Origin of the sequence: Gordonia cholesterolivorans (assembly GCF_039531975.1) — a bacterium.
GTDB lineage: Bacteria > Actinomycetota > Actinomycetes > Mycobacteriales > Mycobacteriaceae > Gordonia > Gordonia sihwensis.
Genome location: NZ_BAAARB010000002.1, coordinates 83957 through 98056 on the forward strand (window position 1 = coordinate 83957; position 14100 = coordinate 98056).

At 68.8% G+C, this 14100-nt stretch carries 12 protein-coding genes; 3 read left to right on the top strand and 9 right to left on the bottom strand.

From position 1 onward, the window contains the following. Nucleotides 1–7: 7 nt before the first annotated feature. Nucleotides 8–1063 carry a DUF2804 family protein gene (locus tag ABFX36_RS02070; RefSeq protein ID WP_346074748.1) on the bottom strand — a complete coding sequence of 352 codons (1056 nt, stop codon included), beginning with the start codon at nt 1061–1063 and terminating at the stop codon, nt 8–10. A gap of 67 nt (nt 1064–1130) precedes the next feature. Next, nucleotides 1131–3284 (bottom strand): FUSC family protein, encoded by a 2154-nt coding sequence (locus ABFX36_RS02075; protein WP_346074749.1) that lies wholly within the window; start codon nt 3282–3284, stop codon nt 1131–1133. A 71-nt stretch (nt 3285–3355) separates the two neighbouring features. On the opposite strand from ABFX36_RS02075, the gene ABFX36_RS02080 reads away from it, so the two are divergent. Next, nucleotides 3356–4546, top strand: a complete 1191-nt coding sequence (locus ABFX36_RS02080; RefSeq protein ID WP_006896735.1) for an acyl-CoA dehydrogenase family protein — start codon at nt 3356–3358, stop codon at nt 4544–4546. A gap of 23 nt (nt 4547–4569) precedes the next feature. Here ABFX36_RS02080 and ABFX36_RS02085 read toward each other — a convergent pair whose 3' ends face one another. Next, complete coding sequence (locus ABFX36_RS02085) at nt 4570–4911, bottom strand: YnfA family protein (RefSeq protein WP_006896734.1); 342 nt, start codon at nt 4909–4911, stop codon at nt 4570–4572. Nucleotides 4912–5045: 134 nt separating this feature from the next. On the opposite strand from ABFX36_RS02085, the gene ABFX36_RS02090 reads away from it, so the two are divergent. Then, entirely contained in the window at nt 5046–5441 is a 396-nt protein-coding gene (locus ABFX36_RS02090; RefSeq protein ID WP_346074750.1) for a nuclear transport factor 2 family protein, read from the top strand. A gap of 23 nt (nt 5442–5464) precedes the next feature. On the opposite strand, the gene ABFX36_RS02095 is transcribed toward ABFX36_RS02090, so the two are convergent. The 4 genes from ABFX36_RS02095 to ABFX36_RS02110 form a co-directional block, all read right to left on the bottom strand. Then, nucleotides 5465–6151: an SDR family oxidoreductase gene (locus ABFX36_RS02095; RefSeq protein ID WP_278125540.1), complete on the bottom strand. Its 687-nt coding sequence runs from the start codon at nt 6149–6151 to the stop codon at nt 5465–5467. Nucleotides 6152–6196: 45 nt separating this feature from the next. Then, on the bottom strand, nt 6197–7435 hold the full coding sequence (locus ABFX36_RS02100) for an MFS transporter (protein ID WP_006896731.1): 1239 nt from the start codon (nt 7433–7435) through the stop codon (nt 6197–6199). Then, complete coding sequence (locus ABFX36_RS02105; RefSeq protein ID WP_045538193.1) at nt 7432–7872, bottom strand: MarR family winged helix-turn-helix transcriptional regulator; 441 nt, start codon at nt 7870–7872, stop codon at nt 7432–7434. Before ABFX36_RS02105 ends, ABFX36_RS02100 begins: the two co-directional genes overlap by 4 nt. A gap of 147 nt (nt 7873–8019) precedes the next feature. Continuing rightward, the gene (locus ABFX36_RS02110) at nt 8020–10044 is read right to left on the bottom strand and encodes a TPM domain-containing protein (protein WP_346074751.1); all 2025 of its coding nucleotides are present in this window, start codon (nt 10042–10044) and stop codon (nt 8020–8022) included. A gap of 53 nt (nt 10045–10097) precedes the next feature. On the opposite strand from ABFX36_RS02110, the gene ABFX36_RS02115 reads away from it, so the two are divergent. Continuing rightward, nucleotides 10098–11507, top strand: coding sequence for a phytoene desaturase family protein (locus ABFX36_RS02115; protein WP_346074752.1), 1410 nt, complete (start codon nt 10098–10100; stop codon nt 11505–11507). Nucleotides 11508–11534: 27 nt separating this feature from the next. Here ABFX36_RS02115 and ABFX36_RS02120 read toward each other — a convergent pair whose 3' ends face one another. Further along, nucleotides 11535–13187: a hypothetical protein gene (locus ABFX36_RS02120; protein WP_346074753.1), complete on the bottom strand. Its 1653-nt coding sequence runs from the start codon at nt 13185–13187 to the stop codon at nt 11535–11537. Between the two features lie 64 nt (nt 13188–13251). Beyond that, complete coding sequence (locus ABFX36_RS02125) at nt 13252–14046, bottom strand: LLM class F420-dependent oxidoreductase (RefSeq protein ID WP_346074754.1); 795 nt, start codon at nt 14044–14046, stop codon at nt 13252–13254. Nucleotides 14047–14100 lie beyond the last annotated feature (54 nt).

Below are 14100 nucleotides of genomic sequence, written 5' to 3' on the forward strand. Positions count from 1 at the left end.
TCGACGGTCACACCGAGATGCGCTTGGACTCCCCCACGCCGAACATGCCGTCGACCCTCAGCGTCGCATGCTGCGCGTGGATGGTGCCCTCGTACCACCCGTACGGCGCGTAGTATTCGGCGAGGATCTTGCGTGGTCCGACGTGCATCGTCGACTGCACGGTGGGTGTGAACGTCACGTCCACCGCGCCCCCCGAGTCGCGGATGTACCAGGTGCCCCATGGGCCGTCGGGGCGGTCGACGGTGACCGCGGGCAGGCGGTGCACCTGATCGCCGATCCAGATGGCGTTCTCGTTGTAGACACCCGGATTGCGGACCTGATTGTCGGTGAGGTTGAAGCCCTCGACCACGCCGGCGGGCGTGCGCCGGACACCGGTGACCCAGTCGTACTTCATCGGCCGGGGGTAGTCGCCGTGGTGGTCGTCGAGGATCAGGAAGCCGCGACCGTCGGCGAGACCCACGTCGGCTCCGCCGATCAGCAGCGAGCCCGACGCGGGCATCATCGCCTTGTGCGAGTACAGGGCCCGGTTCTCGTCGAAGGGATGCACGATCACCAGATGACCGGCCGCACCGGGCTCGCAGTCGCCCGTGATGTGCAGGTCGAGTTCGGGTGTCAGCGCGGTGCCGCGGTGCGTCGCGTCGACGGTGACCCGGCCGCCGGGGAGCTGGTTACCGATCTCGATCTCCAGTCCCGCGAACTCCCCCTCGGAGACGGTGCCGTCGAGTCCGCGCGCGACCGTCAGCAGCGGCGACGGGAGTTTGGTCTCCCAGCGCCGGATGGTCGCCGCGTGCTTGTCCACCACCAGGACCTGGAGCAGACCGAGGGTCTTCGCGTTGTAGACCGCACCCAGGACGAAGAGGTCGTCGTCCCCCAGTTGAAAGGCCTCCCACTCCTTCAACCCGAGGTTGCGCACGGCGCGCCGGGTGCCGGCGAGCGGACCGGAGCCGGCGGCGTCGAGCGGGTTGATGTCGGCGATCGGGCCGTCGTAGGTGCCGAAGTTGTATCGGCCGCGGGTCACCAGGGACGCGGGCGGCTCGGTGGCGACGGGCGGAAACAGTGTCATGGTCACCGATGATCGCGCAGTCGCCGATTCGTGGCAAAAGCCGCGACCCGATGATGCGGCCGAGGCGTCAGTCGCGCTCCCGCAGTCGTTCGATGTTCGCCATGGTGATGCTCAGATTCGACAGCGCCAGCATGGCCCGATACTGCGGGGTGTGCGGTCGGCACGGAACCCGACGGACGGCGTCGAAGGTCTCGGACGCCTCGCTCTTGGCCGGATTGTCGCGTCTGCGGTGCAGCAACGAGCGGCATGCGGCGTCCGACTGGGCGACCACTGCGTCGATGCCGCGCCGCGCCGCGTCGGCGGCGTCGCCGTGGAAGGCCGCGGTACCGCCCTCCTTTCCGAGGATCACCGATTCCTGGGCCAGCCGGTCGGCGTGAACACCGGCGTTCTTGAGCAGCGCGGTGGCCGATCGACGGAGGGTGCGGCGTTGACCGCCTGCGAATGAGACCGCCATCGACGAGACGAAGGTCTCCAGTTCGCGGTGATCGGTGTCGAGCCGATGCGCCGCGTCGAGCACCGCCGTGGTCGGCCCGTGGCCGATGAGGACGTCGCCGGATCGGGTGAGGACCTCCTCGAGCGAGGCGAAGTATGCGCGGATGCGGGTGATCAGCTCGGGACGGGAACTGCTGGAGAAGATCAGGAAGGCGCACGCGACGCCGATCACCGCTCCGGTGAGGGTCTCCTCGAGCCGCAGTTCGAGGATGTGCCGGTTGAGGATCCCCAGAAGGCCGTACATGGACGACAGCAGGACGGTGACGAAGAAGGCCATCACCGCGTAATTGAGGGGCCCGAGGTACACCATGCAGAAGACGCTGACCGCGCACAGCAGCATGAGGGGCAACTCCGCGCCGTCGATCGCGATGCCGAAGCCGAAGCCGACGAAGACTCCGCAGACGGTGCCGATCACTCGGCGATAGGCCCTGGTCAGGATCGCGGCACGGGTGTTGACGCCCACGAACACCAGAAACGCCGTCAGCACCGACCAGTACCAGCGTGACGCCGAGATGGCCTCGCCGGCGACGGTGGCGAGGGTGGCCGCGAGCATCACCTGCACGGCCATCCGCGTGGTCGGAGTCCACTCGTGCCAGAAACGATGCGGACCGCCTCCGGCGTCTGGGGCCTCAGCGATCTCGGCATCGCGCGCGACCGCCGGTTCGGCGTCCGTCGGCTCGTCGCTCGAGACGTCCGTGTCGGGTTCGGCAGTCGCCGCCGGATGCGGTGACTCGAGCGCCTCGCGCAGAGCGATCTGCGATTCGACCGCGCGGGCGAGGAGCGCGACCGCGAATCGCCCGGGGACGTCGGGATCGACGGCCTCCAGCGTCCGGCGCGCGCGGGCGGACGCGGCCGACCGCTCGGACGCCGGCAGGTCCGTGTCCAGCACGCGATGCATGGCGTCCAGCAGTGCGGTCAGTTCCCGGTCGGCGTTCGGCTCTGGGACCTGCGCCAGATGCAGACATGCCTGCACAAGATCGGTGCGGGCGTCGAAGACTAGCCGGGCCAGTTCGTGTGCTGTCAATCCGGTGCGGGCGGCGGTGTCGTATTGGCTCTGCCAGTCGGTGATCGCCATGGCGACGTCGCCGAGGCGATCGAGCCGGGCCTGCAGTGTCGCGCGGGGCCGGCCGACGGAGCCTTCCGCCGCGCGCACGGCCGCGTCCCCGGCGCCGCGGAACTGGCGCATCAGCAGTCGCAGCGACCGGTCTGGTGCGTGCAGCAGTATGGTCGACTTGACGATCAGACTCGCCGCCACAGCGCCGACGCCGATGAGCAGCAGCGGGCCGAGATCGTCGACCGTCGGCCGCAGGAACAACGCGAAGAAGCTGGAGAAGAACGCGATCATTCCCACCGCCGACCAGCGCGGACCGAAGCGTCGCATCCAGGTGGCGACGCCGCCGATCACGACGAAGGCGGCGATCTCGACGTACCTGTTGTGTGCGAGCAATGTGGTGCCGGCGAGGCCGCCGACCACGGGAATCACCAACAGGGCCGTGGTGACGACCCGGGCCGGCGCGGTGGCGTCGCGCACGCTCAGACCCGCTTGCATCGCGAGAAACGCTCCGACCGCCAGGTAGCCGCCGTCCGCGTGGGTCGCGTTCACGATCAGCCAGGCGCACCCGGTGCTGATCAGCACAGCCACCGCTACCCCGCTCGCGTTGAGCAGCCGGGTACGGCCGGGATCGGTCCCGGCGAGTGCACGCACGGGATTCGCCGTGAATCGGACCATTTCACGATTGTGCCGAAACGGGGAGCCTGCAGACGCTTGGCAACGAACTTACTCAGTAGTAAGGTAGCGCCATGGCTATCAACCTTGAGCTCCCGGAGAAGCTGAACTCCACGGTCGAGCGCGCCCGTCTCGCTGCCGAGCACATCTTCCGGCCGATCTCCCGCAAGTACGACAAGGCCGAGCACGAGTACCCCGTCGAACTCGACGAGCTCGGGAAGATCGCCAAACAGGCCCGCGGGGGCGATAAGGACGCCGACAAGGCGGACGAGTCCGCGGAGGAGACCGTCAACGGCGCCAACCTCCGGTCAGTGCTCAACGCCCGCGAACTCGGTTGGGGCGACGTCGGTCTGATGCTGTCGATTCCGTACCAGGGCCTCGGAAACGCGGCGATCGCCGCGGTGGCGAACGACGAGCAGCTCGAGCGTTTCGCCGATGTCTGGGCCGCCATGGCCATCACCGAGCCGGGCTTCGGATCGGATTCGGCCGCCGTCTCCACCACCGCCGTCCTGGACGGCGACGAGTACGTGATCAACGGCGAGAAGATCTTCGTGACCGCCGGAAGCCGCGCCGACCACGTCGTGGTGTGGGCGACGCTCGACAAGAGCGTCGGCCGCGCCGCCATCAAGAGCTTCGTGGTGCCGATGAACGCCGACGGCGTCACCGTCGCGCGGCTCGAGCACAAGCTCGGCATCAAGTCATCCGATACCGCGGTGGTCCGGTTCGAGGACGTTCGAGTGCCGGCCGAGAACCTGCTCGGCACGCCGGAGATCCAGGTGAAGACGGGTTTCGGTGGCGTCATGCAGACGTTCGACAACACCAGGCCGGTGGTGGCCGCGATGGCCGTCGGCCTCGGGCGGGCCGCTCTCGAGGAGTTGCGCCGGATGCTCGAAGAGTCCGGTCACCAGGTCGACTACGACCGTCCGGTCGCCGCTCAGCACGCTGCCGTCGCCGAGTTCATCCGGCTCGAGTCCGACTGGGAGTCGTCGTGGATGCTCACGCTGCGCGCGGCGTGGATGGCCGACAACAAGCAGCCCAACTCCACCGAGGCGTCGATGTCGAAGGCGAAGGCCGGCCGCACCGTCACCGAACTCACCAACAAGGCCGTCGAGATCGGTGCCACGGCCGCGTTCTCCGAGACCGAACTGCTCGAGAAGTGGGCTCGCGACTCCAAGATCCTCGACATCTTCGAGGGCACACAGCAGATTCAGCAGCTGATCATCGCCCGTCGGGTGCTCGGAAAGACCAGTGCCGAGCTGAAGTAGACCTGTTCCGGCTGTGCCCGGGGCTAACCGTCCACCGCGCGCGGCATGTACATGATCACGGCGACGCCCACGAGGCAGATGAGCGCGCCGATGACGTCCCAGCGGTCGGGCCGGTAGCCGTCGGCAACCATCCCCCACAGCAGGGAGCCCGCGATGAAGACGCCGCCGTAGGCTGCGAGGATGCGGCCGAACTCGGCGTCGGGCTGCAATGTGGCGACGAATCCGTACACGCCGAGTGCGGCGACTCCGGCACCGATCCACAGCCAACCGCGGTGTTCGCGCACGCCCTGCCATACGAGCCAGGCCCCGCCGATCTCGGCGACGGCCGCTAGCGCGAACAGAATGAGCGAACGGGCGACGGTCATGGCAGTCGATCATGCCAGCGGACCGGAATCGGGGCTCGCGGACGCGGTCGCGGCAATCTTTCGCGGACCCTCGCGCCAGTGGGTCGCTCCTGTTAACCTTCCCACTAGAACATGTTTCAATTCAGGGAGTGGAAATGACTGCTGAGCAGCAGGAAACCGGACTTTCCGACAAGATCGCGGCCACCGTCGAGGCCTACATCGACGGCCTCAACTCGGGGTCGGCGGAGGACATCGTGAACCTGTACGCCGACGGCGCGACGGTGGAGGACCCGATCGGCGCACCCGTGCGCAGCACGCGTGACGAGCTCGTCGAGTTCTACAGCATCATCACCGGCCTCGAGAGCCGCGAAGCGACGCTGAAGTGGACCAAGATCGCCGGCGACACCGCGGTCTTCGAGTTCACGCTCGTGACCGGCACCGCGGGGATGAAGTTCGAGATCACCCCGGTCGACATCATGGTCTTCGACGGCGACGGCAAGATCGCCGGCATGCGGGCCGTGTGGGAGCAGTCGGACCTCAAGCAGCTGTAGGTCGGACGGTCGGCCGACGCCGGCTATCGGTTGCGTGAGCCGCGCGGCCGGAGCACCACTTCGGTGGGGTGCGCGTCGGCCGGCGCGTTCACCGCTGACGCCACCGCCGCGGCGACGGTCTCCGCGCGCAGGTACTTCGACGGGTCGTACTCGGCGCCCTCGAAGGCGACGATGTCGCGCTGCATATCGGTGTCTATGCGTCCGGGGAAGATGGACGTGACCCGGAGTGCGGGTTCTTCGGCGCGCAGGCCGTCGGCCAGGGCCCGGAGCGCGAATTTGCTTGCGGCATAGGGCGTCCAATTGGCCCGCACGTTCATTCCCGCGCCGGAGTTGAGGAAGACGACGTGCCCGTCGGCGGCCCGCAACGCCGGGAGCAGCAGTCGGGTGACCTCGGCGGCTGCGATCACGTTGACATCCATCACCTGCCGCCATTCTTCGACGGGCGTGTCGGCGACGGCCTCGAGGCTGCTCGCGACTCCCGCGCTGTGAACGAGCACATCGAGACGGGTGACGGTCTCCAGAGCGGTTTCCAGGGCGGCGTAATCGGTGAGGTCCACCGGAAGAGTCACGGCGCCGTCCAATTCCGTTGCTACACGGTCGAGTTCGGCCGACCCGCGGCCGCCCAGAATCAAGTCGTGGGTCGGTGCGAGCGCTTTCGCGATCTGCGCACCGACCCCACGACTGGCACCGGTGATCAAAGCGGTAGGCATACCGTCGATCCTATTGAATGCCGGCTCTGCATGACGTCTCTCGGCTCAGTACTCCTCGGCGCCGACCAGGACGGCCTCCGGGTCCACCGTGTGCTCGTCGGGCTTGCTGCCTCCCGCGAGCACCAGGGCGGCCACGGCCACCGCGCAGTAGCCTGCGGCGAACCAGAACGGGGCGGCCATGCCGAACCACTCGGCGAGGTAGGCGACCATCACCGCAGAGGCGGCGGCGCCCATCCAGCGCAGGAAGCTGTATCCGGCGCTGGCCACCGACCGCGGGGTGGAGTCGTCGGCGGCCGACATCGCGACGCCGGTGAACAGCGTGTTCAGCACACCGGAGGGAATGCCCGAGAGCACCACGGCCAGACCGATCAGCCACACGTGATGATCGACGACGCCGATCGCGGCGAGCACCATCGTCACCAGGTAGGCGCCGATGGCGGAGAGGACGCCGCCGCGAGCACCGATGGCCGAGGCGATGCGCGGCCCGACGAAGACGCCGGAGAGCGCGGTCAGCAGACCCCATCCGAAGAAGACCATTCCGGCGTAGATGGGGCGCAGGCCCATCGCGATCGGTGCCCAGGCGATGACGGTGAACAGTGCGCCGGTGTAGAAGGCCGAGCCGATCGAGTTGATGAGCAGGCTGCGGTTCTTCAGCGCCTTGATCGGATCGAGGAGTTTGACTGGTTGCCGCTGTTCACGAGGTCCGTCGGCGGGGAGCATGACGGCGCACAGGACGGCGCCCGCGAGCATGAGCAGTGCGGTGCCGGCGAACGGTGCGCGCCACGTCCACTCTCCGAGGACGGCGCCGAGCAGCGGACCGACGGCCAGTCCCGCTCCCAGTGCGGCCTCGTACAGCAGGATCGCTCCCTGCTGGCCGCCTGTGGCCTGTCCGACGATGAAGGCGAGCGCTGTGGCGATGAACAGTGCGTTGCCCAGACCCCAGATGACGCGCAGGGCGATGAGTTGGTCGATGTTTCCGGCGAAGGTCGACAGACCGGCCGCGATGACGATGCACACCAGTCCGGTGGTCAGGGTCCGCTTGGGGCCGAACCGGTACGCCGACCATCCGGTCAGCAGCATGGCCACCACCTGGACGCCCATGTAGACGCCGAACAGCAGCGTGAGCTTGGTCTCGGGCGCGCCGAGCGCCTCGCGGATGGTGTTGAGGATGGGGTCGACGAGGCCGATCCCCATGAACGCGATGACCGCGGCGAACGCGGTCACCCAGACGGTCCGCGGTTGCCCTTTGAAGGCCGCGGTGAGGGAGTGGGAGTCAGTGCTCATGAAAGCTCCATTCGAGTTTGCAGTTCACGCAGGGCGGGCAGGGCGGCTGCCAGGGCTGCGCGGTGATCGTCGGACAGGGTCTGCAGTGCGCGCGTGACGCTGTCGTCTCGACGGGTCCGGATGTCGCTGACGATCTCGGAGCCGGTGTCGGTGGCTGCGATGATCACTGCCCGGCGGTCGTCGGGATCGGGTTCGCGGGATACGTATCCGCCCCGGTGCAGGCCGTCGATCAGTGCGGTCGCGGTCGGCATCCGGATCGATTCGCGTTCGGCGAACTCGCCCATCCTCATCGGCCCGTAGTCCACGAGCGAGGCCAGTCCCGAGGCCTGGGCGGCGCTGAGCTCACTGATGGGCGAGTTGCGTCGCAAGGTCAGGTACAACCGCGTCACCGTGTGCCGCAGTCCTGAGGCGAGGTCGGGGGCGTTCTCATCGGTCACACTTCGTAAGCCTAATACTTCGTAAGCCTAAATAAAAGACCGCGGAGCCATCGATCGCCCTGTGAACAGGGAGTTCACGTCAGGAAAATGGGGAACGTCACACGTCCGGGATACCTCGACCACCGGAGTGAGACGGACCGACGCCGGTCAGAAGCGACCGCCGGTCCCGATGCGGCCCGAACTCGACGACCCGCCGTAGGAACCGGGACTGCGTCCGCCGGAGCTGTAGCCGCCGAACGATCCCGGACGCATCGTGCCGCGCAGAACGCTGTCGACGAGGATGCCGGTGAGGACGGCACCGGCGATCGGAGGACCGGTCCGGTCGGCCGCGCCGGCAGCCCGTTGCTGGTCCTGCCAGGCGACGACGTCGTTCTGTGCCGCCATCAGCGCCTCGTCGGCGTTCCGGGACGCCTGCCGCGCCTGCTCCAGAGCCCGGTCGGGGTCGGTGTCGGAGAGCCGAACCGCTTCGGCGCCGAGTTGCTGCGCCCTCGACAGGCGGGTCCGGGCGACGGAGCCGACGGCACCGCGCCGGGTCTCGATGAAGTCGGCCGCGGCCTGCGTCTTGGCTTCGGCCGTCTCGAGCGCATTGGTTATCAGCTGGGTGCGCCGCGACGTCTCGTCGGCGGTCCGATGTGCGGCGGCCAGTGCGGCATCGAGATCCGCGTCGGCCTCCGAGAGGGCAGCGAAGGCGTCCAACGGGTCGGTGTCGGCCTCCGAGTCCGCGGTGGCGAGCGCAGCCTTCGCCTTCCCGATCGCAGCCGTGAGATCGGGTGGGGGAGCCGGCAGTCCCTCGGCCTGCGCCACCGCGGCCGTGACATCGGCCGTCAGCGGCGACAGGCCGTGACGAGCGCGGGCCAGGGTCGCGTCGGCCGAGTCGATCGCGTCGAGCAGTTTGGCGGCGGTCTCCAGCGCTCCCTCGGCCGACCGGATGTCGGCCACGACGGGTCCTTGCTGTCCGGCGGGCAGGGCGATCGCCTCGCGGCCCTGATCGGTGCTGTCCTCGGCGAACCGGAGTTGCTCACGCGCCAGGGCGACGTTCTGGCTGATCGAGGAGACCACGGGTCCGCCGTGCCGCTCGGTCAGCTCGGCCAGGGTGGCTTCGGATCGGGGCAGGCGGGCCGTGGTCTCCACGATCCGCCGTGTCAGCTCGTCGAGCCGTTCCGCGGCGTTGATCAGCAGGTTGCGCATGGCGTCGAATTTCTCCACCTGCTCGTCCAGCAGCGCATCCGCATCCGAGCACGAGGTGATGATCTGCACCAGCATCGACCGCTGCTCGTCGGCGGTCTCCGGGATGTGATCGTCCAATCTCTGACGGAGAGCGAACGACGACGCCAGCGCGCGCTGGGCGGCGCCGAGCGCCGCGGTGAACGGCGCGGCGTCCGCCTCACCGAACTCGTCGATCGCGAGGACGAGTTCGTCGGCGCTGGTCTTGACGGCATTGTCGGTGTCGGTGAGCACCTCCCGCGACCATGCATGGAGTACTTCGAGGGGCTGCTCGGACAACTGGTCGACGGTCAACGAGTCGCCGGCTTCACGCAGATCGTCCACGTGCGCGGCGTGAGCCCGGCGTCGCCGCCTGCGGAGGTAGAGGAAGCTGCCGCCCGCGACCACGGCCGCGCCGCCGACCACCCCCGCGGCGATCGCTCCGGCGTGGGACTCATCGCCGGCCGCCGCCGCGTCGATCTCGTCGACGGTGTCAAGCGCCGACGCCGCCCACCGTCCCCGCTTCAGATCCGGGACCAACGTGTCGGTGGCGATGCTGTTGATCTCGTCCTGGGTGAGACCGTCGATCGCGGCCGGCGCGGTGAGCCGGTAGCCGCGGTCCCCGGTGGCCACCGCCAGCAGTACGTCGCGGTCGCCGAAATCACTGAGGTCTTCGGTCTGGCGGGCCCAGTCGGCCGCCTTCATGCCGTCGAAGGAGTCGACGTAGACCACCCACATCTGGATCTTGTGGTCGTTGTAGAGAGCGTCGATCGCGGAGGCGATCTTGTCGTGGTCGGCCTCACTGAAGACGCCGGCGGTGTCGACCACCTGATCGGCCATGCGCAGCGGCGCCTGAGCCCGAGCGCTGCCGGCCCCGGTGAAGAGCAGTGCCGCGAGGACCGCGAGAGCCGAGACCGTCACCATGAGTAGGCGGGCCCGGATCAGACGCTGGATGCTCGCGAAAACCATGGACTCAATCTAGCTTGTGAGTCTGACGGTTCTGGGTCGGTGAACGGGGCACGGTGGGTAACGAATGGGACGCGATCGTGATCGGTTCCGGTCCGAACGGATTGACCGCGGGAGCGGTGATGGCGCGTGCGGGCCGATCGGTGCTGGTCATCGAATCGGAGGACACGATCGGCGGCGGTTCGCGGACCGACGAGGCGTTCGGAACCGGAATTCGGCGCGACGTCTGCGCGGCCGTCCATCCGACCGGGTACGCGTCGCCGGCGTTCGCCGAACTCGGCCTGGCGGACCGGGTCGAGTGGCTGGTGCCGGAAGTCTCTTTCGCCCACGTCTTCTCGCGAGGTGATGCCCTGGGCGTATACCGCGATCCGGTGCGACGGGCGAGTGAGCTGGGCGACGATGCCCGGGCGTGGCGTCGGACGGTCGCGCTCGGCACCGGGGCGGCGCATGACGCGTTACGGATGCCCGCGTTTCCCCGGCATCTGCCGCGAATGGCGCGTTTCGGTCCGCAGGCCCTGATGCCCGTCGACGCGTTGGTCCGGTGGGCTTTCCGTACCGAACGGGTGCGCACCGCGTTCGCGGCGGTGGCCGCGCACGCCATCCGGCCCTCGGACGCGCTCGGTTCGGCCGCCCCCGGACTTCTGCTGGGAACGCTGGCCGAGGCGGGTTGGCCCGTTGCCGCCGGCGGATCCCAGTCCGTCGTCGACGCGCTGGCCGCGATCATCCTCGGCAACGGCGGGCGGATCGAGACCGGCCGGCGAGTGCGCTCGGCTCGCGAATTGCCGACCGCCGGGCAGGTCTTCTTCGACGTCTCGCCCCGCGCGCTGGTGCAGATCATGGGGGAGCGGCTGCCGTCCCGGTATGTCCGGCGTCTCGAGCGTTTCGAGTACGGCGGCGGTGTCTGCAAGGTCGACTTCCTGCTGCGCGAGCCGATTCCCTGGTCGGGGGCGGGCGCCGAGGAATTGTTGTCGACGGCCACCTTTCACATCGCGCGCGACCGCGCGCAGATCAGCGGCGCGGAGGCCGACGTCGCGGCCGGCCGGGTGCCCGACCGACCGTGGGTGCTCGGCGGCGAACCCACGCGGGTCGATTCCTCGCGTGCGCCGGGGGGAACTCACCTGGCATGGGCGTACTGCCACGTGCCCGCGGGCTGCGGGAGCGACGTCTCCGACCGGATCGTCGCCGAGATCGAACGGTGCGCACCGGGTTTCACCGACACGATCGAGGGTCGGATCGTCACGACCGCGTCCGGCTACGAGGACTACAACGCCAACTGCGTCGGAGGCGACATCAATTGCGGCGCAGCCAATCTGCGGCAGTTGTTGGCACGACCGGTGCTGTCGGCGCGACCGCATCGGACTCCGGTACCCGGCGTGTACCTGTGCTCGTCGGCGACGGCCCCGGGTGGCGGTGTCCACGGTATGTCCGGCTACCGCGCGGCGAAGACGGCGCTCCGGGACGGCTGATCCGGCGTCGCGGACCCGTGCGCTGCCTCAGCGCACCACCAGGTCGGTGGTGGTGGCGCTCAGCGTGATCGGGGCGATCGACTTGCCTCGCATCCACGTGTCGACGAAGCGGCGCAGCTCCGGGTCCTGGTCGCGATTCGCGAAGGCCTCGCGGGGGATCTCCACGGCGCCGACCAGATGGCGCGGAGTGCGGGTGAGGCCGACGTGCCCGGGCGTCATCCGCATACCGTCGGCGGTGTGCAGGAGCACCGGAATCCGATGGCCGTCGGGAGTGGTGACGGTCGCCGGCCGAGTGGTGACCGCGGGATCGAAACTCGACACCGACAGTCGGTAGCCGGACGGCGCCGCGGTGAGTCCCACCTCGTCGAGCATCCGCGGGTCGATGACGCTGTACGGGATGCCGATATCGATGAGTGTCTGCCCGTCGACGAGCGCGGAGCGGGAGGGGAGGGACGCCGACAGATTCCACGGCTTCTCGGGGGCGAGCGTCTCCGCGGACCGATCGTCGGGCGAGTTCTCCAGGAGCCGGCCCTGCAGCGTGCTGCCGGTCGGGGTGAACGTCCATGTCGAGGCGTGAAGGTCCTTGTGCCAGAAGCCCGTTCGGCCGTTGCTCCGGCCTTCCACCCGGAGCTCGCGCTTCTCGGTGCCGGGACCGGTGGAGATCACGGTGATCGCGGAGGTGATCTCGCCGGGAATCTTGGGCTGGTGTGTCCAGTCGGGTGCGGGAAGCTGGACCGCGGCGGTCGACCGATCGAAGGCCTCGACCGTCAGGTTGGTGGCGCTGGGCTTCCCGGTCTGCGGGTCCCAGCTGTAGCGGAAGAACACCGAATCCGATCCGGACGAGTCGAAATCGAAAGTGCGCGTGAACATGTCGCCGTACCGGTTGACGACGAAGGTGGTGGATCCGGCGGCCGAGAGGGCCACGGACTGGAACCGGCCGCCGAGCGGGCTGCCGATCTCGTAGCTGTCGTCGTTGGGCAGCCACGGATCGGCGTAGGTGATCCGGCTGCCGTCGCCGGTGAGCGCCGGGATCATCGTCATCTTCGCCTGACCGGAGGGGTGGACGCGGCCGGCGATATCCAGGTACGCCCGGTTGTCCGACGGCGAGGTCACGCTGAGCGCCCAGCCGCCGCGGCGGTCGTCCGGCAGCTTGCGGCCGGGGCCCGTCCACAGCATGGCGCCCCACGCGGAGGTCCAGTTCCACAGCAGCGGGGACTGGGTCACGTTGTCCATGGTGTAGATCCAGCCTTCTCGATCCACGCCGACCAGCTCGTCGTCGTCCAGTGAGATCGCGACGAGCCGTCCGCGCAGGCAGGACGGCAGGGGGACCGTCCGCCAGCGGCTGTCCGCTGCGGACCGCGGGGGACGCGGCCGGGTCACCAGCGTGCCGGCGTCGGTGAGTGCGAACTCCCAGAATCGATTGAACTGGGTCTTCTCGGTCCGCAGGTCCACGCGTGACGGCGCCTGCTTGCCCGTGTACTCGGCGAAGGTCGTCAGTCCGGTGCGATCACCGGTGGACGGAACGCCCGGCGGAATCTGTGCGGTGCCGAAGGGAACACACGACGCCGGTCCGGCGTGCGCGACCGGGGTGCCGGTCAGTGGCAGAACGATCGTCGTGACGATGCCGGAGAGCGCCGTCGCCAGACGGATTCGAGAGAGCCGGTTCCGGGGTCGGGTCATGAATCCGGACTATATCGGGCGCGTCCCGGGCGGTGTCCGCTTCGGCCCATCGGGCCGGCACCGATTATGCGGTGCGCGAATCCCGCCAGCGCACCAGTTCCCGGACCGCCGTCAGGTCGTAGTCGGGTCCGCCGGTGGCGACCGTGAGGAGGGTGACGCCCTCGGCCGTGATGTCGTCGGCGAACCGAAGCATGGCGCCGACGTCGCCGTCGAAGCGGACCTCCGCCGACCGCTCGATCTCGGCCGGATCGCGTCCCACGTCGGCGCAGTGCCGAGCCAGGACACCAGACTTGTGGCGATAGGACTCGACGTCGACGAACCCGTGCCAGAGATCGGCGTGTTCGGCGATGAGCCGCAGTGTCTTCTTCTCGCCGCTGCCGCCGATCAGCAGCGGAATATGGCGCGTGGGTGCGGGATTCAGCTTCGCGAGCCGTTCGGTGAGTCGCGGCAGGGAGGCACCGAGGGCGTCGAGTCGGCTGCCCTTGGTGCCGAAGTCGTATCCGTACTCGGTGTAGTCGCGCTGGAACCAGCCGCTGCCGATGCCGAGGATGAGACGACCGCGGCTGATGTGGTCGACGGTGCGCGCCATGTCGGCGAGCAGCTCCGGATTCCGGTAGCTGTTACAGGTGACGAGAGCGCCGAGCTCGACGCGGGAGGTCTGCTCGGCCCAGGCGCCGAGCATGGTCCAGCATTCGAAGTGGGCGCCGTCGGGGTCGCCCGACAGCGGGAAGAAGTGGTCCCAGTTGAAGACGATGTCGACTCCCGCGTCTTCGGCACGCATCACCGCGTCCCGGATGAGGGAGTACTCCGGTGAGTGCTGGGGCTGGAGCTGGACGCCGATTCGGATGGGGTGACTCATGGCTCCAGTGTGCCGTGCGGCCCGCCGCGGCGCCGGTTCTTGCCGCGCGCGCAA